Genomic DNA, 21,466 nt, shown 5'->3' with positions numbered 1-21,466 from the left:
CTCGTATTTAGAATGCCAAGCCGATCATCTTGCCGTTGTAGCCGCCGTAGTTCGTCAGCACGTCGTTCGTGTTGTTCACGACGCCACCGCCGCCACCGCCCGGTGTCGTGTTCGCCACGATCTGCTTCAGAAGATCGATCTGAATGACACCCTGTCCGCTGAGCACGTCGGTTTGCGTCTGAACTGCCGTCGTGGCTGCATCGGTTGCCGGGTTGGCGACAGCGTTGAACGCGGTTTGCACGTTGCCGAGCAATTCGTTTGTGACGCTCGTGAGATCGGCGCGAAGGCCTTGGAACTCGCCGGTTGACGTGCCGTAGACACTTTGGCCGAGGCTCATGATCTCAGACACGAGTGACGAGAAAGCGCTTTGATCGATGTTCGAGTCACCCTTCGCGATCTTGTCCTTGTAGGTCTGGAACTCCGCCATGTCGGCGTTCAACTGATTGAGCTTCGTGACGCCCGAACCGTCCCCGCGAAGTGCCTTGAGCAAGTCGTTCAAAGTTTGCGTTGACTGCTTGTAGGCCGCGTCAAGCTGCTTCACGCGAAGATCGTCAATCTTGTTGAGGTCTTGTGTCGAAGCGCCGATTTGCACCATCGTAGCGCGAAGCGCGTCGAGCGGTTCGATCACGTCGCGCGCCGCCTGTCCAATCGGATCGATGAGGGTGTTGTAATCCTTCATCGCCGAATTCCACTGTTGTGAGAAGGCGATTGCCGCATCGCTGCCGAGCACGTTGAGTGCCTTTTGCACGATATCGCTCAGGCCAGTGATGACGCCCTGAGACAGTGCTTCCTTAATCGCATAGGCAATGGCCGCGTCTTCGCCATCGGTGCCGAAGTCGTGAAGGTTCTGCCCCATGCTGAAATTCTTCGAGTGAAGCGATGCCGTCGTTTGCTGGTTATCGAGCACGCGCCACTTGCCATCCCACGTGCCGATGGTCAGGTTCGGCACACCCGTGAGCTTGCCGCCAAGCTGAGACGCGATGTTGCTCAGCCCCGCCACGACGTTGCCCGCCGCGCTGCCCGCTGCCGCCTTCACTTGCCCATTGCTGCCGGTGACGCCGCCGACGCCAATCGTGCCGTCCGCATTCCGCGCGAAGGTCGCGTTCGAATGGGGCGGCTTGTAGAAGAGCGCGCCGATGATGCCGCCCACGACGGACGCACCGGCTGCGATAAGCGGGTTGCCCGTCAAGCCGCCAAGCGTGCCGCCGATCTTGGCACCAGTCGAGAAACCACGAATGCCGAGAGCATCACCGATGCCGCCGATTTGCTCGCCCATCTGAAGACCGGCCAGCGCGCCGCCAATCGACTTGCCGAGCTTGTTCGTGAACGAGTTCGAGCCGAACGCGTCCGTGATCTCTTTCGTGACATCACCCTGAGTGCTCTTGAACGAGCCGAACGACTTGATGGCATTGCCGATGCTACCGACGATCCCGCCAAGCTTGCCGCCGATGGCGTCGGCGAACTGTGAGAAGATATCCGCAATCGCGTCAGTCTTCTCTTGCATCTTCTTCGCGTAGTAATCGGCCACCTCGTCATCGGCGGCTTTCATGTCTTTCTTGTAGGTCTCGGCGATCTCTTGCGTCGCCCGTTTCATGAGTTCCGGTGACAGGCCGGAATCGGCGAGTGCCCGCAAGGCGGCATCGCGCTTGTTGGTCGCGGTGAGACGGTCGAGTTCGGCCTTGCCCGTGATCGAACTGCCAGCGATGACGCCGAGCGCGTTGAGCTTACCTTTCTGCCCGGCTTCCGCGATGGCTTGGTCGAGGCCAGCAACAACGGCGTTCGCCGTTGCCTGAGTGAGCGGCTTGCCCCACGAGTCCACAAGCTTGCCGGTCGCGAACGCCTTCAGGAAATCGTCCCGCTGCCGCTTGAGATCGTCCAACTCGGCTTGCGCCGCGTAGCTCGGGCTGAATTTCTTCGCCGTCTCAACGGCAGATGCCATGAGCGCGTTTTGCCGTTCGAGCGCTTGGTTCGTCTGAAGCGCAAGGCGATACCGGTTAAGCTCGGCAACGAATGCGGCGCTGTTGATATCGACACCGGCATTCATCGCCTCAAGGCGCTTCGCATCGATGGCGTCTTCGATCTTCGATTGATCGGAACTCAGCCCCAACGCGCGCTGACGCATGAGGATATTCTTGTTTTCGAGATCGAACGTCGCTTGCCGAACGCCCGTGATCGCCTTCGCGGTCGCGATTTCCTGAACGAGCGTATCAACGCGGGTCTTCTCGGCGTCGTTGAGATCGCGGCCAAGAATCTTCTGAAGCTCGTGTTCCTTCGTCGCCTTTTGAGCTTCGATGCCGAAAAGCTTTGCCGTCTCAAGCTCATTCTGAAGCGTCTGCCAGAACTCCTTTTCCTTCTTGGCGCGGTCCTCGCCCTTTTTGTCCTTGCCGCCGCCCGCGCCACCCTCAGGGGTGCCCGTGGCGCTGCCATCGGCTGCGCCCGGCTGGTTACCGTTGGCGGCAGCGCGACGCGCTTTGCCGATGGCGTCAGCACGTGACAAAAGGCCCTCAGCCGCGTCGCCGATACGGTGCTTGCCAGCGATGCCCGCGACGGTCTTGCCGAGATCATCCCCAAACTTGCCCGCGTCAACGCGACCAAGCGAAACGGTCGCAATGGTCGAGACATTGATGCCAAGCCCCTGAGCGCCCTTGATAACCCAATTGATGGCACCGATGACGCCGTTCGCGAGGTCTTCGATTTTCTTCAATGCGAGGTTCGCGGCGCTCGCGAAAACCCATTGAAGGAAGCCGGGGAAGTTGTTCCAAATCGCCTTGATCGTTTCCCAAACGATTTGCATCGAATTGAGTTGGAAGTCGGCAAACTTCGCGACGGCACGGATCGCCCCAGCGATAGAGAAGTCGAAGCCTGAGAATACATCACCGAATAGCCCGGCGATCCAATTCAGGACGCCGCTCACCTTGTCGCTGATCCACGAGAAGCCGGTGCCGATCCAACCGACAACCTTGTTGACGAGCGGACCGACGGACTCCCACACCGCGCGCATGAGATCGCCGAGGCTCGCCATCGTGCCGCCGCCGATGTTGATCGAGTCACGGAACTCATAAAGGAGCGCCACGACGGCAACGATGGCCGTCGCGATGGCGACGAAGGGGTTGAGTTCCATCACGACGGTAAGCGCCGCGAACCCGCCGCGCACCATCTCGATACCGGCTTTCAGGCCGGACATGATCGCACCGCTACCCGACGCGAGCGACATGAACATGCTCAGCGCCTTGAAGTCATTGAGCAAGGTCGTGGCGACGCTGACAGCCGCAACGGCAGCCGTGGCAACGCGGTAGGCAATCCACGCCTCAGCCGCGACCTTGATGAGTTGGATCAATTGCGGTGCGTTGTTGAGAATGAAGCTGAAGAGCGGCTTCACCGCGTTGAGCGCGGCCATCGCCATAGGCCCGAACGTCGCAAGCGCGGCGTGGAAGGCCTGCCCGATCTTGATGAAGGTCGGCTTGAGGTCTTCGCCCCACTTGGTGACGGTGGCGTAGAGTTGGGCAAGCGTGTTCGGCAGCCCGGCACCCGTGGCGAAGTCACCCGCAAGCTGAATGAGGGTATTCTTGATGCCCGTCCGCACATCTTGGAACGACACGGGGATGCGCCCGAATCGCTGTTCAATGTCGGCAATCATCTTGGGATCGGTGAGAGCCTTCTTTAGCTCTTCGCCCGTGATCTTTCCTTCGTGCGCAAGCTCGCCGAGCTTGGCCTTCGAGACGCCCATGCTTTGCGCAAGGGCGTTCATGAAGACCACGTTGTCCATCATCATCGCCATGAAGTGGCGACCTTGAAGTTTGCCGATATCGAAGGCGTCCGCGAGTTGCAGGATCGCGCCTTTTTGCTGAGCGACGTTCGAGCCGCTGAGCTTCAGAGTTTCGGCGAAGACCTTCGTCGCGATACCGACTTGGTTTTGCGACATGCCGAGCGCGTGGCTGGCAAGCCCGATTTTCTGATAGAGTTCGGCGATGTTTTCGAGCGGCTGGCGGGTCTGATTAGCAATCGCGACAACCTGTGCCTGAGCACGTGCAAGCTCAGCCTGTCCGTTCGTCGCCGACGTGAGACGCGCGGTCACCATCGTGGACTCGTCGGCGAGTTCGGTGAAGGCGTGCGCCAGCGCTTCGACACCGCCGATGAGCATTTGCAGCCCGGCGAGCGCCAGCGTCATTTTGATGATGTGGCCGGTTGCCGCGAGGATGCCCCCGGAAGCATGCCCGGCTGACTCGCCCATCGCGCGGATGTTGTCGTTGGCCGCACGCGAAGAGACGTTCATTCCGCGAATGGACGTGCCGAGTTCATTGATCGACTTTTCAAGGCCCGCGAAGCCGTTGACGCCCGAGCCGATTGACCCGAGCGTCTGGTTTGCCTGCCGCGCCTCTTTCTGAAGCGCGGCTTGGTCGATTGTGATTCTTACTTTGTGTTCAGCGGTTGCGCCGGTCATCGCTTATTTATCGCGACTGGCCTTCTCATCCCTTCGCGCGCGCTCGGCGACGAAGTGCACATCAAGAGCCCGAATGACGTTCACGAATTGCTCAGTCTCTTGTCGCGACATTTCGGCAAAAGAGGCATATTCGAGCATCGCCGTGAAGGGCACAGAACCCGTGCCGAAACCGCTCGCGCGTTCGCTGGAAAGCATGAAGAATGCATCCCAAACGAACGCTTCATAGCCGGTCAACGACGGCGCTTCCGCCAATTGAGCACGTGCAGCGAACCCGGACGATGAGTCTTGAGCGGCAAGTTGGACGAGTTCATTGTAGCTGTCGCCCATGTCGAGTTGCCACGTCATCCGGGCTATCAGTTTTTTGCGGGGTCTCCCGCTTCGTTTTGGTCGAGCGATTGGAAGTTCGACACATCGCGCGATGCTTCGAAGAGGCGTTGAAAAACGTAGTCGTAAATGAAGATTTTCTCGCCGGTCTTGTCGTCCGTCTCAGCGGTCATGAAATACTCAACGGCAAGCGGCTTCGTGAACTTGATTGGCTTGTCGTCTTCATCCTTCATATCCCAATCGAACAAGCACGTTTCAACGAACCACTCAACGGACTCACGGGTCTTGTCGTAATTGTTTGGACGCTTACCACGCGCCTGATAGGAAGCCATCTTGGCTTGGCGTTCAGCGGCGAGACGAATGCGGGGAACGCTCGGGTCAAAGAGGCCGCAAAGGAAGCCGCCATACTCTTCGCCCGTAACGGCGTCATCGATATAAATCCAACGTCCATCGTTGGCGAGATCGCGGTCAAAACGCGGCTTAGGCCGCTTAAACTTAGTCATTGGAAACCTCACAGTTAGGTTGGTGAGGTATTTATCCGACGCACAAGAAAGGGCGGCTCAGCCTAAGCCAAGCCGCCCCTCACCCGATCCTAACTGTGAGATTACAGACGGGTGATAATCACGTCGGTGCCCGTGGTCGTATCGTTGGCAGCGGTGAACTCAAGGCTCACAAGTGCGCTCGCACTGCTAACTTCGTCCGTGGGATCGACGGTGCAAACGGCGGCAGGGATCGTGATCGAATAGCCGTTGCCAGCCGATCCCATCGTGATGACGATGTTGACCGGCGTGTCAGCCGTGAACGTTGTTTCCGGCGAGAGGTCCTTGCGGAAAATCTTCGCCGTGAACTTCACCGCGCGGTTGGTGACCGTGCCGGTGCCGAACGCGCTAACCGCGCCGAGCTTCAGCTTGGCGTCGCGGGACTGATCGATGCTGAAATCGAAGCTCGCATAGTCGGCGGTGAGCCCAGCAATCGAAACCGTAATGTCGGGACCGGCGAGAAGCGGACCTTGAGTAGCAGCCGCGTAGGTAGCACCCGTGATGATCGCCGTGCGCTGTGTCTTTGCGAGGCCGGTTGTTTCGAACGTCACATCGGCGAAGCCATCGGGCGTCACCGACAAGCCGAACTTGGTTGCGATCTGCCCAGCGTAGGCAAAGTAGAGCGTGGTCGCGCCTTCCTTCATCTGCTTTTCGATGGTGTGGAAAGTGTCGGTGTTACCGCCCTTGAGCACATCGCTGACGAAGGTGCCCGAGCACACGGACTCAAGCAGAAGGTCGGTCGCGGTGTCACGACGAAGCGGGAACTTGAACGATCCAGTCGTCTTTTTGCCCACCTTGCGATGACCGGTCGCGGTGCGCGACTGGCGCATCACTTCACTCGAAATCGTCTTCGAATCTACCTTGAGATCGTTGCCGCTCGAATACTCAAGAGACGTGAACGCGGGCGTCGTTGGGGTCGTGCCCTCAACGGTTTCACGAATGATGTTGAACTTTGTATCGGCAGGATTCGCCATGAACTACGGGCTCCTAAGAATAGAGTTTCTTGGAGCGCGGTGCTCCGCCGATATTTATTGAAAGGCGGAGCGCGAAGCCGGGATTAGGCTGTGTGATGGCTCATGTAGCCAATGCTCAGCACCGTCGTGTGCCAATCCTTTTCGGGCTCGGTTATAGGCGTGCCCGCGCCGCCATCGAACCAAAGGCGATGATCGGATGAACGCCAGCCGCGAAAGATCGCAATGAAAGCGTCGGTAAGGTCGGACGATTGTTTGGAGCCCTGCGCGAGCGGCGTCATAATTTGAATAAAAACGCGTCCGCGCTGAATGTATTGCGGCGACCCGATAGTGATCGGGTCGGATACACCCGGACGAATGACAAGGCGCACCCAAGGGGCGTTCTTGTCCATTGTCTGAACGGGGTCGTTTTCGAGCACGACGGGAATCGATGAATCCCACTCACTCAAGAACCGTGTTTCAATCGCTATGCGATCCGCGCCAATCGTCATGACGATATTTATCGGACGTTCTTATCAATAGCGGCTTCGATGAACCCGGCGGGCGCTTGTTGCGAATGGCCGTTGTTGAGCGCGTTGATGTAAACGACATCGTTGTAGACTTCCGGCGCGAGCGGTTGGCTCAAGTCGAGTTGCCAGCCGTTGCGCGCAACGCCCGTGTCAACTGGCGTGCCAACAGGTGGCGGTGCCGTGAGATCGGTGAAGATGCCGGACATGACGCGAAGCGCTTCGTCGGCAAGCGCGCCTTCGAGTTCGATGACGAAGCTGCCGAGCGCGGAATTATCGATCCCGATCACGCGAGGATCGCGGTCGAAGCGACCGCCCCCGTGCCGTCGGGATCGACTGTCATCACTTCTTCAACGAGATAATCGCGACCACCAAAGGTGAGCGTGTCGTTGATCTCGGGCACGAACCCGACGAACTTCGCGCCCGTCCGATAGCGAGCAACGCCCGCTTCGTCAGTGTGGCGCACCGTCGTGAGGAAGCACCGGGTCGAGATCGTTTGCGTGCTGGTGGCCGCGTAGTCGCCAGCCGCACGTTTGGCGACATAATCGGGATCGGTCGGGCTCGGCATCGTGCCGGTGACCCGGCGCGAAATCGTGGCGGGTGCGGCTTCGAATTTGTCGAATAGTCCCGTGGCGACGCCGCGCATCCGGTCAACGAACGCGCTCATTCGCGCCCCCAATAGCCGAACAAGCCGCCCAAGCCGTTGCCGGGAATGCCGTTGCTGTAGTCGCACCAACGAGGGTCTTGCGGAAGATCGCGCGAGACGCGGCCAAACTTACCCGATGCCGAGCGGTGACGAGCCACCGGAGAAAGCATAGCGGTGACTTGTGGATAGTGGTCGAGCACCGGGGCGGCGTCGAAGTAGGTTTCGGTCATGCCCACGCCGTCGAGCTTGTCGAGTTGGCGAGCGGTGCCGCGCTCGATACGCGGCGTGAGATCGTTGCTCAGCGCCTCAGCGGCGAGAAGCATCACCGCTCGGACAATCAGGGGCTCAAGGCCCTCAGCGTCCCCGGTAGGCCACTGTAGGCCCTGTGTGGCGACCTTACGCCGTGCGCGAGCCTCATAGGTGATTTCGAGATAGTCCGTGGCGAGCACGATGGCCGCGTTGCACGCGTCGTCCGTGGCCGCCTCTACGGCAGCGTTGCCGCGAGCCGCATGGTAGGCGCGGAAGTCAGCGAGTGAAGTGTATGCGTCGGCGTTCGCGACGCCCGAGCCGGTTTCGACAATCATGTCATATTTAGCCCGAACGCAAAAACGCCCCGGTGTTTGGCCGGGGCGTTCAAGCTCTTGGAGTGGTTGAGATCAGCCGTTCGAACGAAGAATCGCAATCGGCACGTTCTTGCGGTCGAAGACGCGGTTGTAGGTGCCGCTCGTGGCATACTGCGTCAGCGACAGCGACTTCTGACCCGAGGCCGGGGTGACACTGGTGTTGAGCGAGAAGCCAACCGGGTGAACGAGGAACTGCTTACGGCTGTAAAGACGCTCTTCGCCGCCACCGTTACCGGCAGCCGGGTTGCGCCAAATCTCAGTCGCGTTGGGGATCGAAGCTTCGCCATAAGCGAAAGCCGGACCGACAATGTAGGTGTTATACATCTTGCGGTTCGTGCCCTGAGTCACGGTCACGTTGTCGTCGAGGATGACGCGCTTGCCGTTGAAGGTGACGAAGTTCTGAACTGCCGACGGAACCGCGAACGAAGTCTGATCGAGCTTCATGAGGTTCGTGTAGACCTGCGAGTGCATGACAATTGCCGACAGGCTGTCACGGGCATCGCCCATGGTCTGAACGGTGTCGAGGATCGCACCAAGGCTCGCGCACTGAGCAGCGCCAGCGGTGCCGGTCGCGTCGTTGCCGATGGTGTTGACCATATCGGCGTTGTCAGCGGCGATGGAGACGAGACGCTTCAGAACGTGGTTCTGAACTTCCGTCTGCCAATACTTGGCAACGTAGGTCGCGATCTGAGCGCCAATGTCTTCGCCGGAAACGCGCGAAGTGAGGTCCATCTGACCCCAATCCTTCTCACGGTATTCCTTGCGATAAATCTGCGCGCCGGTCGTCAGATTGGCCGGGGTCGAAAGAGCAGACGGATCGTCGCTCATGATGTTCGATTCCGCCCAAGGGAACGGGTTGAAGTGCGGCATCTCGCCGACCGCGCCAGCCTGACCGGCGCGAATGTCGAACTCGTTCGAACGAACGAGAACACCCGACTGAATGAAAGCGTTGTTCACAACGCTGGCCTGATTAACGTAGGCCGAGAAAACCATCGGTTCGATGATGTTCGAAAGATTAGTTGATGCCATTACTGACGTGTCTCCAACAACAAAGGTTTGAACCGACAACCTTCATTGCTGCCGGGACCGCCGAGACGGTCCCGGTATTTATTCAGAGCACTCAGTCTGATTACGGATTAGGGATTGAGACCTTTCCTGATATATTCAAGTTCGGGCGCGAGATTGGCGCTCGCGAGTGCTGAGGGGTTTTCCTTTGCGAGCTTCATCACTTCATCGAGTGACTTGATCGGTTGAGCCCCGGCCTTTGCGGTCGAGCCCGTGGCACCGGCACCGGAGTTTGCGGGCGCGGCGACGTAGTGCGCGGCGTCCGCGCTCTTGAGCCAAGTGTCGGCGTGATCGCGAAGGCTGACCCCCTCCACCGACCATTCGCCATTCTCGAACTTGGCATTGCTGGCGAGGAAGGCTTTCACCAACGGCATCGCGCTCGGGAGCACATTCGCGGCAGTGAGCGCTTCATTCAGCGTGGTTTCGCGGGTCATCGAACTGAGGCGTTCGCTCGTGGTCGCGAGTTCGTTGCGTAGCTTCGTGAGTTCGGCTTCATGCTGTTTGCTGAGATTGGCCTTCACGGTGTCGATATTACCGCTCTTTTCTGCGGCTTCCGTCGTGGCCTGTTCGAGCGCCGCTTCGGCGTCGGTTTTCTCTTGAGCGAGCTTCTTCTTCTCACTGAGTAGCTGAGCGTTCTTGTCGTTCAGCTTCTTCGTGGCTTCCGCCACAGCGGCATCAATCGCCGCCTGAATTTCAGGTGTAATTTCCATATGTCCTTTCGCGTCACAGACTTGAGAGGATGCCCCACAGGGACACCGCGAAAGGCCACAGGTCTCTCGCCGTCTATTTAGGCGGAGAGTTCATCAACACGGTCTTTAGCGAGCGCGAGACATTCACGAACGCTTTCATCGTCGGGGTGCTTGACCGCCAACGCTTCCATTCGAGTCTTGAACTCCTTCCACTCTGCCAACGGCGCGAAGTCCGACGGCGGGTCGATCAGCATCATTTCAAACCTTCCAATAGCCTTTTGAAGAGCGCTTCATGCTTCAACCACGCCGCGAGGCTCGTGCCCTTGAGTTCGGCACGATATGCGACTTGGCCAAGATCGTTCACAGCCAACCAAATGAGGTGATTGTGTAGCAATGAGGCTTCCTCGATTGTAATCCTCCCCGCGTTGATTTCAGTTTGCAGATTCCGCCTGAAATAATCTCCTATGCTCTTCACCGTGGAGTCGTTCAAGGGAGTCGATCCGCGTTCAACGAAGAACGATGATTCATTGTGTCCATGCGCCCACACACCGGCTGATCCGGGTCGTTCTACAATCTTCACGTCAACGTGACTGAGGCTCGAAGATTGCGGGTGATTGTGATGCAACACGATCTCACTCGCGGGATCATCAAGGCGCTTAACGAGCGAGTCGGTGAACTCGACATAATCCTTGCCGCCCGATTTCCGAATGACTTCCTCACCCGTTAGCCGGTCGTAACCGACAAGATGCTCTTTGCCCGTCGCAAGTCCCTTTTCGAGCACGTAAGCGCGATCTCGCTCATCAAGCGCGGCGGTGTTGATCGTCGCTTTCGCGGGCGCGCTCTCGCTCAACAGGCTCGCGTCATGAGCCTTCAACTCGTTGAGCGTCATGTAGGTGTTATCTTTGCGGAAGAAGTCGCCGAAATCCATCTTGGGATTGTCACGGAAGATGCGTGCGCGCTCCTTCCCAAGAATCTCGTCCTGAGCCTTTGCGCTTTGCCCCCTCAACCAATCACCGTAGGTGCGGTGAAGTGGAGGATCGGTGTTGTTGAAGCGCGGCAGCAATAGTGACCGGCAACGAATGTGAGCGGGTGGTGTCGGGTGTGGTTGGTCGATAGCAAAGATGCGCCCGCTCAGGCTTTGGCAGATTTGCGACGTGCGGCTATCGAGAATGGAAGACCACTCAACGAACGGGATTGCGCCCGAGCGTTGATAGACTTCGAGACGCGCCGCGTTTTGAACGGTCGCATTCGCCGTGATGACAAACGACTGAGCCGATTTGCGGCTCAGATTCATAACACCGTCGGTATATTTTGCTGCCTTGGTGCCGATGATACGGCGAACGATTTGGTCTGTCGTCTCCCCTTGGAAAATGCCCATGCGAAGCTCTTGCTCGATCCGCTTCATTCGAGCGGTCGAAAGGCCTTCAACCCAATCGGCGAGTAGCACGCCGTTGATCGGCGTTGTCGTCACAAGCGTGCGAATGAAGTCGGCGCTTGGCGGACGCGTATCTACGTCCACGCCTACCGTGGCGACAGTCTTGCCGGTGAAGTCGAACTCATGCTGCACAAGGTCGGTGAGATCGCCGGTTACCTTGTCGCCGATCTTCGAATAGACCTGATCGTTCAGTGCCCGCACGGCTTCCAAGAGGTCGCGAAGGCGGGCACTCGTCGCCGGACCTTTATCGAAGCCCGCGACCTTCATTGCCGCTACGCGGGACGCAATCTGAGCGGCGATATCCTTATCGACCGAATTCAACAGGCGAACGATTTCGTCAGCGTCCCGCTTGCTGAGACGCTGACTTGCCGTGGCGTGCCGAATGACGATTGAGGCGAGCTTGTCGGCGTTCATCTAACGCCTCACTGGATCGGTGGAATAACCGGCCCGGTGTCAGTCGGCGGAAGCGACGCGTCTTCCTCAGCAATCTTGGATTGGTCGAGATCGTAATCGAACGTCTCGGGGAGATCGCCCGAGTCAATCATCATCTCAATGAAGGCTTCCTTCGAAATGACGTTGGCTTGAACGAGCGCGAGACGCGCGGTGAGATCGAGCGAGCTTAGAGCCGACGGATTGAAGTCGGTGTTGACTTCGAACTCAAGCGTGCCTTCGCCGAGGCCCATCCAATATTCGATGAGGTGGAGCGCATCATTCACGATGCGGCTGACGATGCGCGCAGTTGAGGCCAAAACGGCATTCTCAGATGCGCGTCGGATCGCCAGTGCGTCGGCGGCTTCCTTTGCAGCCTTCTCGCTCGCGAGGATGCGCGAGCCGATAGCGGCCATCTCTTCCTTGATGTCTTGGATCGACTGGCGAAGCGCCTCAACCGAGGTGCCCTTGTATTCAAGAATTTCGGCTTTCGCCGTTTCCTTGTCGAAGGTCCACGCCGCCCCCGGATAGACGGGCAAGTCTTCCGGCTTCACGTCCGCCCCGGTGACGACATAGATCGGCGTCGAAGAGAAGTGGTGCGTCTGAGCAAGGTTCGCTTGCGCAAGGAAATACTGGATATTGTGGGCGCACATGTCCGACATGGGCGGAATGGTCGGCTCCCACGATCCTTCCGTGTTGCCGATGACGAAGGGGATGCGGTCAAGCGGCTTGCCGTTGGCCAGTGGAATGACGGGCTCTTCCGGCACAAGTGAACCGGTGCCATCGTCGCGATGCATGATGACCGTGTAGACGCCATCGATGAGCACGAGTTCGCGGACCGAACCGTCTTCTTCCTTGAGGCATACTCGCACGAGCACTTGGCGGTTGCCGACAATGCCCGGCGTCGCTTTCAGGATGGACTCCGCGCGGTAAAGATTGATCGACGGGCGATGGCCGGTTGCCTGTGCTTGGCTAAGGCTCAGCCCTACCGGTGACGGGGGATAATCGACCAAGAGACCGATGAAATTCGTGATGAGCAATTCTCGCGCGACCATCTCGCCGAGCTTCCCAATCGGATCGCCGCGACGCGTAATCGTGTTCAGGATCGGCAACAGATTTTCCGGAGCCTGAATAGTTGGTGCCTTGCGGAACATGAGCCCGATGAGGCCCGCGAGGGTCCGCGACGCTGCCGGAAAGAACGGCACCCGATGAATGAATGAGCGATACTCGCCCACGGTCATATGCGGATGACGCGGAAGGTAGGCTTCACAATTCTGGCGAATGGCGCGTTCGCCATCAATGACGTGGCGGTTCCGAAGCCAAATCGGATAATAAGAGGCGATGCACTGATCGGGTTCGTTGATGTTATCGGGCATCTGCTATTTAGGCAGAGCCCCACAACCCCCGTGGTTTGAACGAACTGAAGCGAGCGGGTGTGACACCATTCGATTGCGACAGATACGTCAGCCCCCAAACGAGGGCGTCAACGCGGTCGGGCGATCCCTTGAAACCCGGCGCGTCGAACTCAATCATCTGTTGCTCAAGTTCGCGAAACACCGACACGTGATTGACGAGTTCCTTTTCATAAAGCACCGCCACAGGCTCGGCGCGAATGCGTTTGCCACGCGACGCGTGGACTAATCGAACCGGGACGTTGCTACCGCCAACGGTCGCTCGCGCAATCACGGTTTCGACCATATCGCCGCCCTGATTTTTCTCCGCAACGATGCAGTCGGCTTCATATGCGTGATAGAGGTCGATAGCCTTTTGTGCCCAAACCTCAGGTTTGGCTTTCATCGTTGCGTCTTCGAGCACGAAGTAGTGCCCGGCTTCATTGCGACCGACAACGATGATGCCGGTCATGTCGGATTTGTCGTGCGAGGATGTGGCGGGATCGACCGCGACGATGATCTCGGCGAGATCGTCCTTGTGGCAGCGGCGACGCCCAATTTTGTTGAGATCGAAGAGCGCGTTCGGGTTGTCTTCAGCCCAAAGCCCGAGTTCGTCGCGACGGCGTTGCTCTTCCGTCATGCCGTCGAAGAGTTCGAAGTAATCGTCGGGCAGATTGTCGCGGTTGTCAGCCGGGTTCACGTGAAGCCAACGATAGCGGTGAGCGTTGGCGAGCGGCTTTTCGTCGCCGGGAACGACGCCTTCAACGAAGACCTTGTGCTCCCATGACGATTTGACCGTCGGGTTGAGGTCGAAAAGCATAAGGGTCGGAAGAATGGTGCCGTGAACGGTCGGAACCGCTTCGCTCAAACGCCCTTGAAGCGTCATCACGGCGTCGTAATTCACGAAGTTGGCTTCGTTGATCCAAACCGTGCTGAACTTGGTGCCGCGATGCTTGTCGGGATCGTCAAGGCCGCCGAACAAGATCATGCTGCCGTTCGGCAACGTAATGGTGTGGTCGCTCTTGTTGATCGGATTATTGGTCTTGTCCGACCGCATTGCCGGATACCAACCCGGCGCGATGATCTCGAACGTCTCAGGGATCGTGAGATTGAATAGGTTACGATAGCAGGCGTTGCCGTAAGCGTGGAAAATGCCGTGCCGCGATCCCGGCGCTTGCATTGCGCGCGCGATGATGATCGTCGCCAATGTGACAGACTTGCCGGAACGGATGCCCCCGGCTGCCATGAGATATTTGACCGCTGGCGTTTCGCTCAGTCGGAAGAGTTCGATGTGCCGTGGCTTGAATGTGTCGAGCCTTAGGCCGGGTTGCTGTGCCGTCACCGGCTATTTAGCCGGGTTGGCGTTACTCAGCGTCGGAGTGGTCGGCAGCCGGTGCGGGCTCTTCGTCGGGCTGAGCGCCCACGAGCTTTGCGAACGCGGCAGCATCCGCCACCTTGTCAAAGCAAAGCTGAATGCGGTCGGCGTCGGTCGGGTGATGACGGCTCGTTGCGCCCTTCGAGAGAGCTTCAACGACAAGCGGTGTGAGGTTGCCCGAATTGTCGAGCGCGGGAAGGTCAACAGTCTTCATGCGCGTATTTAGTCAGCGCATGAAAAAGGGCGGCTCAGGATGACCCGAACCGCCCTTTCGGACATTCACCCTTGCGGGATTACTTCTTCTTAGCCGCCATCTTCGCACGGCGTGCTTCGAGTGCTTCCGGGCTGAGCGGGCCGCGCTTGCCGCGAGCCGGACCGGGCGTGCGCGCGCCCTTATTCAGCGCCGCAATGGCTTCGTCGGCTTCGCCAGTGTTGACCGCGATGTGAAGCTTCTCAAGGAAGTCAGCGAAACGCTCGCTCGGCACGTAGAAGACGCTCTTGCCGCCGAGTTCGAACGGCAAGTGGAACTCGACCACGCCATTGTTTACCTTGATGAAGCGGTCACGCTTGTTGCCGATATCTGCCCACGCTGCTTTGCGCTTGTCGAGCCAAGTTAGGTGCGGCTTGCGTGCCTTCACCGGGTCGTGCGGCTTGAGGTGAAAAGTCTCACGAAGCTTGTCGTCCGCGAGTGCGAGCACGTCTTTCAATGCCATTTTGTGATCTCCAATCGGTGCACGAAAATCGGTGCGCTCTATCGATTGAAGAACCGTTTATGAGTCAAGCGGATTATGAAAACCGATTGGTTCGGGATCGCGCCAAATTTCGTTTCCTTCGCCGTCCAAGAGGCCAGTGAAAATCGGCTCGTGATCGCTCACGATGAGATTGGGAATGAGCGGTGCGTCATACCATTCGCCACACAAACGCGGGGCAGCCCTGCGGACGCGATAGCGGGTCATGCGATGCCCGGCGTGTAGACCGGCCCGTGCGTGCCAAGCGCCATCGTCAACACGCTCTTGCGCAATCGTCCGGTGCGATAGCTGACGTGAACCCATCCCGACGTTGGGTTGCCGGGATGATAGGCTTCGAGAATGAGTTGATCGAAGAGGATGTTGTCGCGAATCCAAATAGCGAGATCGCGGTTGGCGACTCCGCTGATTTCGATATCGGCAGCCTCACCAAGCCGATGCTGCGATGACGGCGACGATCCCACGGCTTGGTTGACGCGGGCTGAGCGATAGCCTGAGTTGATACGGATCGGTCGGCCATAATGCGCACGGATCGGTTCGAGCACCTTTTCGCAAAGCACCTTGAGCGCCGCGATCTCAGCCGCGCCGGGCTGGTTGGGATCGCCGAGGCGACGGGCAGTGTCGGATGACGTGAGTTCTTCGAGAGTGAAGTGCTGCGATATCTGAGTAGCCATCGCATATTTAGTTCTTTCGAATTGTTCGCTGAACGTCGTAATAGTGTGGTGAAACGCAAAAGACCGCGCCCGGCAAAGTTGGTCTTTTGCGTCCTCATGTATTACCTCCCTATTTAGCGTTTGCTCGGCATCCCTTCCGCCATTGCGGCGATGAGGGCGAACAACATGCCTTGAAGTTCGATTATCTCGTGTTCGAGCACTGACACGCGGTCGATAAGCTCGCCTTCGTCGGCAAGCGGCATGTTCATGAGCAAGTGAAGCTGCTCAGGGCTCATGCACCTATTTAGCCGCCCGTCACTCAACCCAGCGGGTGCCGTGCACGATGCCGTGGATCGTAGAGACCATCACGCCGTAACGAGCCCCGAGCTTCCTCATGCTGACGCCGCCAGCCGCGTAGGCGGCACGGATCGCGTTCGCATCGATCATCGTGAGCACGTTGTCGTGCCGGTTATGAGATTGGGCGCGCTGAGAAACCCATTGACAGTTTTCGGGTGAATATCCCTTGTCGTTGTCAATGCGGTCGATAGTCAAATCGTCGGCATAGCCATTGTTGATCGCCCAAGATTGAAAGGCCCTAAAGTCTTTTCGCCATTCGTCGCAAACCTGAATGCCTCTACCGCCGTAGCGATGGTAGGATCGATGGTTCGGATCGCTGCAACGTTGCTTCATACCCTTGAGAATTGTGTAGGTCCGGTGCTTGGTGCCGGGTGCTGAGATGTTTTCCATCTCATATTTAGCAAAGTTGTTCTCATCGGTATCTTTAAGGCCCGAAAACGCGATTTTTCGTCGCGGGGCTTGGCGAATGTTCCCCTTTTGTCCACAATGCCGGGATGCACGATTCGAACCCCTTGCCCGCCCCGGCGGTGATCGCTGCCGCTATCCTCAACGCCAGTGCCGTGACGCGGCTCGGGCTCGCCTGCCCATCTGAACAAGCGCGCCAACGTGCCGCCGACGATCTCGCCCATGAGATTGTTGAGCGGCTGAAGGTCGAACGAGATCAGCTTCGCTTAGCCCTGTGACGTGGCTCGCTTCGACCGGGACGGGATGCGCATCCCGTCATCGATCTTTGAATGCGCGGCTTGGCATTACAGCGTCGTAGCCATCTGCCGACGGTGCGCCCGCGAGACGATCTTCGATCCGCACGCCCTGTGGTGGCTCTTCGAACGCAAGCATTGGGACGGCAACCTCAAGAGCGCGACGCATCGGTTCAAGTGCACCAAGTGCGGTGCCGGTGCCTTCCTGACGTGGAGCCGGTCGAAGGAAGCGAACACGAGCTTGCCCATGCCGAGCGCGGCGGACTGGAAGCGGGCGATCAGTCGGTTCCGTAGTTGAAACTAACCCTCTACGGTGCCGGTCGAGTAATCGACGGGGGATCAGTTGACCGGGATCGCGAGCCTCTTAACGCCAGAGAATATCAAGAGCGTGGGCAGCTACATCGGCACGCTCATTGTCGGCGCGGGTGCGTGGGCGTTCCTGCAATGGTGGAACGGACGCGACCGCTACCAAGTGCACATCGATTGGGAGACTCACGTCGGGCAGATGGGGCCGGACGAATACCCCACGCTCTACATTCAAAACGTCACCGACCGGGCGCTCAATGTCACCCGCGTGCGCTACCGCGATGCTCTTCGACGGAAGACCGCGAAGTATGCGTTCGGCTATGACGATCCCGAATATTTTCCCCTGCCGCTCCAGATTAAGCCTCACGAGCGCGGAGTGCTCGTGCTCGACCACGACGCGGCGTCCGATCTCGCGGACAAAGCCCCGTGGATCGTGCGCGTGCTGCATCTGCCGCGCGTCTACGTGAGCATCACGACTATGGGGCGGCGTGAACGCACCTTCGCTGCCGAGCGGTGTCTTGCTTACCCGAACCGGTTGCCACGCTTCCGATAGCTCAGATGCACACCCGACGCCGCCGCCCCGAACCGCGAATGCCCGTTTTGGCATCATTTTCGCGTCAAAAAGGCCGATTTCAGGGCGAAAAGCGCGAAAAAGCGGGAATCCAACCGTTTTGAACCGATCTCGTCCAAAGGCCCTAACCGGGCACGCCCAACTCGCGCTGCGCGATATCCGTCACGCGATCCAACTGAGCCTTGAATATCTTGTGCCGCACGTCAGCGACATCGAACGGCTCATAAGCCTCAGGGTGCTCGACCAACTCACCAAGCTCGCCGATCATGTCCCGGTGCCATTTCACCATCGCCTTGCTCATGATGACGAGATTGAGCGTGATGATGCGGTCGAGCCGGGCTTCGAGATTGACGATCTCGCCTTCCATCTGCCGATAGGCCGGACTGTCGAAGTAGTTCTCGCCCCCGGCGTCGTCCGTGAAGTTGAACCGGTGATCTTCCGCGCGGCGCTCGATATCGCCCATCACGGCGATGATCTTCGTGTAGACCCCACGGCGGATATCCCAGATGCGATCTCGGGCGAACTTCTTCCGCTCCGTGAAGGCCAGCGCGAAGCTCGCAATGGTGCTGATCGTGCCGCCAAGGGCAACGCCCGCAAGCCCGATCCAAGCGCTCGTGTCCCCATCGGCCATTTCAACCCCCTATGCGCCCTCAGCGACGCCACAGCACCACGAGGATGAGCACCACGAGCAACGCCCCGCCAATCGTGGCATACTTGGCGAGGTCGAGCCTCAGGTAGCCGAGCGCTGAGGCGATGAGTTTGTCGGTCGGGATCGGTAGCGGCTCGGGTTCATCCGGCTCGGGCTCGGGCTCGGGATGATGGTCGAAGGTGAACGACACCCGCGAGATCGCGTGCCACGTGTCGCCGAAATCGTCCCTCGCGCCGATCTCCCATTTGCCGAGATCGATGAGGGTCGGGATCGTGATCGCCACGCTCAACGGCGGGCGTCCGCGCTCGATAGAGTCGATGATTTGGCGGAAGTGCTCGGCAGGAACGAAGCACGAGACGTTGAAGGTGTTGTCAAAGTCGCTGTCGCGCTCGACACCCTCAGGGGGCTGCCAATAGTGCATCGTGCCCACGGCATCCTTGTCCGGATCGCCAGCCTTGAGCCACAGTTGGCCGGGCAGCGCGAGCAAGTCACCGCCTTTGGTGAGGCCGATGTAGTCGAAACCGGCCCGCTTCGCTTCGAAGCGCACCGTCCAATCGGGGGCATCTTTGGCGTCAGCAACGAACCGCACCGTTGGCTCGCTCAACCGTAGACCGATAGTCCGCATACCGCCCCCTTGTCCGCAATGCGCCTTAGCATGGGGTAGAGCATCGTTAAACCGTGTGTCGGGCAAACTAAGTGATTGTAATTCAAACGGTCATTCGGGAGCGTTCGGCTTGCCGGGCACAAGCCGGGCACAAATGCCCTTATTCGGGGTCGTTTTCAGGCTTCACAACGTCGCTCGGAATGAGCGTCATCGGCACCGAATACGGCATCAACGTGTGTTGAGCCGTGACCGCGATCTTCTCGCCGAACTCCGCGCGGTTACGCTGTGCGATATTAGCGTTGATGGTGTCGATCACGAGCTTGTCACGAAGGCGATCACCCGTTGAGGTCGGACCGCCAAGAGCAATGTCGAGACGAGCGTCAGCAAGTGTGTGCTGCCCCTTCGCCTGCGCTCTCACGATGCGATCTTCAAGCTCTTCATCGGCGTCTCGCCAATTCCACAACGCCGATTGAGAAGGCATTCGCGGATCGCATGTGATCGATGTGAGTGTTTCACCCGTTTTAAGCCGTTCAATGATCTCTTCAACGATCTCAGCGGTGCGAATTGACGTGCCGCCCGGCTTCAATCCCTGAATTTGGGCAAGACGCTTGCCGATATCTCGAATGGCTTGCTTGCCGAGCGCCACCATTTGAATTGGGTTCGTCACGCCATCGGCAGCGTCGGCGATCTCGGCGAGCGAGCGCGTTCCGTCGGCGTCCGGCACAACCGGTTTTGAGCGTTCTATGCGAGACTTGAGCTTTCTGCGATCCACCATGCCTGTATTTATGGTATGACCGCCGATCCCATGGCACATCTGGTAGACTTTATGCTCAAACATCTACTCTCAACCGAGATATGGGCGCGCGAAGCTGTGAAGCACGCGATCCGAGAAATTTACATTCATAATGGCGGCAGTGAGATTGATGAGATCGCTGTCATTAGGTTTGACCGGCAGGTGCACGAACGAACGTCGTTGTCTCAGGCCTATGCGATGTTGAATGCGGCCCAACGTGCCGAGCTTCGCCGAGCAATCGAGAACCCGGACGTGAAGCTTTATTCGAATGGCGAGCTTCAATGGATTCCGGCGCAACAAGACGTGCTTTCCCGGCTCGAAGCGGGCGTTGAAGTCGGTCCGACAACACAAACGTTCGAGTGAAAAGAAACCGAAACTTGACGTGCTCGCGAACGTCCGTCTTATTCGCGCCATTGAATAGGGAGGAACCATGAAGCGCTTCATCACCATTGCGTCTGTCTTCGCCATCATGGCGACGCCCGCTATCGCTCAGACACGACGTGCACCGGCACGCCCCGCGCCCAAGGCAGCGCCAGCCGCTCCTAAGCCCGCTCCCGCACCATCTGCCCCGCCACGTCTCTATGACTTCAAGGGCGTCGCGCTCGAAACATCGCTCGAAGATTTCCGACGGATGCCGCACCCGGACGGCACCTCAGCCAAGACCGTTTGCACTGGCGAGAAGGTCGGAAATGATCGCTACGATCAAGAGCCAGTGGACGTAATGATTTTCGACTCGATTGAGAAGAGCCTTGGCGTCGTCAAATGCGTTTGGGTGACGACGAATAGCCAATACATGAATGGCCTGACAGCCGGACTCAAACTGGCGGCGACCAACTATGCGAGCAACGAATATTCGTTCAGCTTCATCAAGGACCCCAAGGACGGCGTGATGCGCCTTTATGAGTTCGAAGGGCGGTCGAACGTCGCGGTATTCGAAGACGTGGTTGAAGCCCTCACGGGCAAATGGGGCAAGCCCGTCACTGTGGCTGGCACGGTGCAGAATAAAATGGGCGCGAGCTTCGATCAGTCCACATCGGTTTGGTCTAACCCGTTGTCATCGATCACGGCGCAATCGCGCTTCTCGAAGATCGATGACATGGCCATCATCATGACCGACACGCGTTTGCTCAAGGTCGTGTCGGACGCACGAGCGGCCAAGAAAGCCGCCACGCCGAACGCCATCTAAAACGTTGAAGGGGCAGCGTTGCGGCTGCCCCTTCTCTCAGTCAGTGCCCTACGTCGCCAGTGCACCATGCACTCCCAAGCTGCGGCGATCTCAAGCCTCATTCTTCTATCACGGCTGAACGGGATTTTCATTATTTGAATGAAGCTCAGCGATGCGCTCGTGAATTGTGACGATGCGCCCAATCGCCGGGCAGAACTCATCGGCCATGCGAACCCTTGGTGGTGGAAGCTTCATACCCCACGCGTCTCGCATCAACTCGCTCAGTAGAAGCGATTTGCTCTTGAAGGTGAAGAACCCCATGCCGGGTTTGAAACGGGTGATTTTGATCTCACCGGTAGTCGCCAAGACGCGTTCGCGTTCAACGAGGCCTTCACGGGTAACGCGGAACTCGGGGTAGCTTGGGCACTGGCGAAATTCGGACATATCCCATCATACCGCGTCGCGGTTCCCGAGCCCATAAAAATGCCCC

At 58.6% G+C, this 21,466-nt stretch carries 28 protein-coding genes; 5 read left to right on the top strand and 23 right to left on the bottom strand.

Annotated features, from left to right (window positions below):
* Positions 1-7 precede the first annotated feature (7 nt).
* The 19 genes from E7773_RS10340 to E7773_RS10250 form a co-directional block, all read right to left on the bottom strand.
* Complete coding sequence (locus E7773_RS10340) at positions 8-4,441, bottom strand: tape measure protein (RefSeq protein WP_293990859.1); 4,434 nt, start codon at positions 4,439-4,441, stop codon at positions 8-10.
* A 3-nt stretch (positions 4,442-4,444) separates the two neighbouring features.
* Positions 4,445-4,786, bottom strand: coding sequence for a hypothetical protein (locus E7773_RS10335; RefSeq protein WP_293990857.1), 342 nt, complete (start codon positions 4,784-4,786; stop codon positions 4,445-4,447).
* 8 nt (positions 4,787-4,794) lie between these two features.
* Positions 4,795-5,268: a hypothetical protein gene (locus E7773_RS10330; RefSeq protein ID WP_293990855.1), complete on the bottom strand. Its 474-nt coding sequence runs from the start codon at positions 5,266-5,268 to the stop codon at positions 4,795-4,797.
* A 101-nt stretch (positions 5,269-5,369) separates the two neighbouring features.
* Positions 5,370-6,278 carry a phage tail tube protein gene (locus E7773_RS10325; protein ID WP_293990853.1) on the bottom strand — a complete coding sequence of 303 codons (909 nt, stop codon included), beginning with the start codon at positions 6,276-6,278 and terminating at the stop codon, positions 5,370-5,372.
* An 83-nt stretch (positions 6,279-6,361) separates the two neighbouring features.
* The gene (locus tag E7773_RS10320) at positions 6,362-6,766 is read right to left on the bottom strand and encodes a phage tail terminator-like protein (protein ID WP_293990851.1); all 405 of its coding nucleotides are present in this window, start codon (positions 6,764-6,766) and stop codon (positions 6,362-6,364) included.
* Between the two features lie 8 nt (positions 6,767-6,774).
* Positions 6,775-7,071: a hypothetical protein gene (locus tag E7773_RS10315; protein ID WP_293990849.1), complete on the bottom strand. Its 297-nt coding sequence runs from the start codon at positions 7,069-7,071 to the stop codon at positions 6,775-6,777.
* Positions 7,068-7,448: a hypothetical protein gene (locus E7773_RS10310; protein WP_293990847.1), complete on the bottom strand. Its 381-nt coding sequence runs from the start codon at positions 7,446-7,448 to the stop codon at positions 7,068-7,070. The genes E7773_RS10315 and E7773_RS10310 overlap by 4 nt, the downstream gene beginning before the upstream one ends.
* Positions 7,445-8,011 carry a DnaT-like ssDNA-binding protein gene (locus tag E7773_RS10305; RefSeq protein ID WP_293990845.1) on the bottom strand — a complete coding sequence of 189 codons (567 nt, stop codon included), beginning with the start codon at positions 8,009-8,011 and terminating at the stop codon, positions 7,445-7,447. The genes E7773_RS10310 and E7773_RS10305 overlap by 4 nt, the downstream gene beginning before the upstream one ends.
* Before the next feature lie 72 nt (positions 8,012-8,083).
* The gene (locus tag E7773_RS10300) at positions 8,084-9,079 is read right to left on the bottom strand and encodes a major capsid protein (protein ID WP_293990843.1); all 996 of its coding nucleotides are present in this window, start codon (positions 9,077-9,079) and stop codon (positions 8,084-8,086) included.
* Between the two features lie 107 nt (positions 9,080-9,186).
* Positions 9,187-9,825 (bottom strand): hypothetical protein, encoded by a 639-nt coding sequence (locus E7773_RS10295; protein ID WP_293990841.1) that lies wholly within the window; start codon positions 9,823-9,825, stop codon positions 9,187-9,189.
* 77 nt (positions 9,826-9,902) lie between these two features.
* Positions 9,903-10,061, bottom strand: coding sequence for a hypothetical protein (locus E7773_RS10290; protein WP_293990839.1), 159 nt, complete (start codon positions 10,059-10,061; stop codon positions 9,903-9,905).
* Positions 10,058-11,653: a minor capsid protein gene (locus E7773_RS10285; protein ID WP_293990837.1), complete on the bottom strand. Its 1,596-nt coding sequence runs from the start codon at positions 11,651-11,653 to the stop codon at positions 10,058-10,060. Before E7773_RS10285 ends, E7773_RS10290 begins: the two co-directional genes overlap by 4 nt.
* An 8-nt stretch (positions 11,654-11,661) precedes the next feature.
* Positions 11,662-13,044 (bottom strand): DUF4055 domain-containing protein, encoded by a 1,383-nt coding sequence (locus E7773_RS10280; RefSeq protein WP_293990835.1) that lies wholly within the window; start codon positions 13,042-13,044, stop codon positions 11,662-11,664.
* 7 nt (positions 13,045-13,051) lie between these two features.
* Complete coding sequence (locus tag E7773_RS10275; RefSeq protein WP_293990833.1) at positions 13,052-14,401, bottom strand: phage terminase large subunit; 1,350 nt, start codon at positions 14,399-14,401, stop codon at positions 13,052-13,054.
* A 22-nt stretch (positions 14,402-14,423) separates the two neighbouring features.
* Positions 14,424-14,648, bottom strand: coding sequence for a hypothetical protein (locus tag E7773_RS10270; protein WP_293990831.1), 225 nt, complete (start codon positions 14,646-14,648; stop codon positions 14,424-14,426).
* A gap of 79 nt (positions 14,649-14,727) precedes the next feature.
* Positions 14,728-15,147, bottom strand: coding sequence for a hypothetical protein (locus E7773_RS10265; protein WP_293990829.1), 420 nt, complete (start codon positions 15,145-15,147; stop codon positions 14,728-14,730).
* 239 nt (positions 15,148-15,386) lie between these two features.
* Complete coding sequence (locus tag E7773_RS10260; protein WP_293990827.1) at positions 15,387-15,854, bottom strand: D-Ala-D-Ala carboxypeptidase family metallohydrolase; 468 nt, start codon at positions 15,852-15,854, stop codon at positions 15,387-15,389.
* A 113-nt stretch (positions 15,855-15,967) separates the two neighbouring features.
* Positions 15,968-16,129, bottom strand: a complete 162-nt coding sequence (locus tag E7773_RS10255) for a hypothetical protein (protein WP_293990825.1) — start codon at positions 16,127-16,129, stop codon at positions 15,968-15,970.
* 19 nt (positions 16,130-16,148) lie between these two features.
* Complete coding sequence (locus tag E7773_RS10250) at positions 16,149-16,580, bottom strand: hypothetical protein (protein ID WP_293990823.1); 432 nt, start codon at positions 16,578-16,580, stop codon at positions 16,149-16,151.
* A gap of 104 nt (positions 16,581-16,684) precedes the next feature.
* On the opposite strand from E7773_RS10250, the gene E7773_RS10245 reads away from it, so the two are divergent.
* Genes E7773_RS10245 through E7773_RS10235 form a run of 3 tightly spaced genes read left to right on the top strand, consistent with a single transcriptional unit; the run spans position 16,685 to position 17,747 of the window.
* Positions 16,685-16,873: a DUF6771 family protein gene (locus E7773_RS10245; protein WP_293990821.1), complete on the top strand. Its 189-nt coding sequence runs from the start codon at positions 16,685-16,687 to the stop codon at positions 16,871-16,873.
* Position 16,874: 1 nt separating this feature from the next.
* A complete protein-coding gene (locus E7773_RS10240; protein ID WP_293990819.1) occupies positions 16,875-17,186 on the top strand; it encodes a hypothetical protein in 312 nt (103 codons plus the stop codon).
* A gap of 45 nt (positions 17,187-17,231) precedes the next feature.
* The gene (locus tag E7773_RS10235) at positions 17,232-17,747 is read left to right on the top strand and encodes a hypothetical protein (RefSeq protein WP_293990817.1); all 516 of its coding nucleotides are present in this window, start codon (positions 17,232-17,234) and stop codon (positions 17,745-17,747) included.
* Between the two features lie 142 nt (positions 17,748-17,889).
* Here E7773_RS10235 and E7773_RS10230 read toward each other — a convergent pair whose 3' ends face one another.
* The 3 genes from E7773_RS10230 to E7773_RS10220 all read right to left on the bottom strand — a co-directional run bounded on the left by E7773_RS10230 (position 17,890) and on the right by E7773_RS10220 (position 19,793).
* Positions 17,890-18,396, bottom strand: coding sequence for a hypothetical protein (locus E7773_RS10230; protein ID WP_293990815.1), 507 nt, complete (start codon positions 18,394-18,396; stop codon positions 17,890-17,892).
* A 19-nt stretch (positions 18,397-18,415) separates the two neighbouring features.
* Positions 18,416-19,018, bottom strand: a complete 603-nt coding sequence (locus E7773_RS10225) for a hypothetical protein (RefSeq protein ID WP_293990813.1) — start codon at positions 19,016-19,018, stop codon at positions 18,416-18,418.
* A 160-nt stretch (positions 19,019-19,178) separates the two neighbouring features.
* Entirely contained in the window at positions 19,179-19,793 is a 615-nt protein-coding gene (locus tag E7773_RS10220) for a hypothetical protein (protein WP_293990811.1), read from the bottom strand.
* Positions 19,794-19,808: 15 nt separating this feature from the next.
* On the opposite strand from E7773_RS10220, the gene E7773_RS10215 reads away from it, so the two are divergent.
* Together E7773_RS10215 and E7773_RS10210 are read left to right on the top strand one after the other, a co-directional pair.
* Complete coding sequence (locus tag E7773_RS10215; RefSeq protein WP_293990809.1) at positions 19,809-20,174, top strand: hypothetical protein; 366 nt, start codon at positions 19,809-19,811, stop codon at positions 20,172-20,174.
* Between the two features lie 67 nt (positions 20,175-20,241).
* Positions 20,242-20,997, top strand: a complete 756-nt coding sequence (locus tag E7773_RS10210; protein WP_293990807.1) for a hypothetical protein — start codon at positions 20,242-20,244, stop codon at positions 20,995-20,997.
* 108 nt (positions 20,998-21,105) lie between these two features.
* Here the strand turns inward: E7773_RS10210 and E7773_RS10205 are convergent, their stop codons facing one another.
* Entirely contained in the window at positions 21,106-21,420 is a 315-nt protein-coding gene (locus E7773_RS10205; RefSeq protein WP_293990805.1) for a hypothetical protein, read from the bottom strand.
* Between the last annotated feature and the right edge of the window lie 46 nt (positions 21,421-21,466).

The organism is Sphingomonas sp., assembly GCF_004799495.1.
GTDB lineage: Bacteria > Pseudomonadota > Alphaproteobacteria > Sphingomonadales > Sphingomonadaceae > Sphingomonas.
The sequence above is the reverse complement of the archived record's forward strand: the minus strand, read 5'-3'. Positions and strand labels throughout refer to the sequence as shown.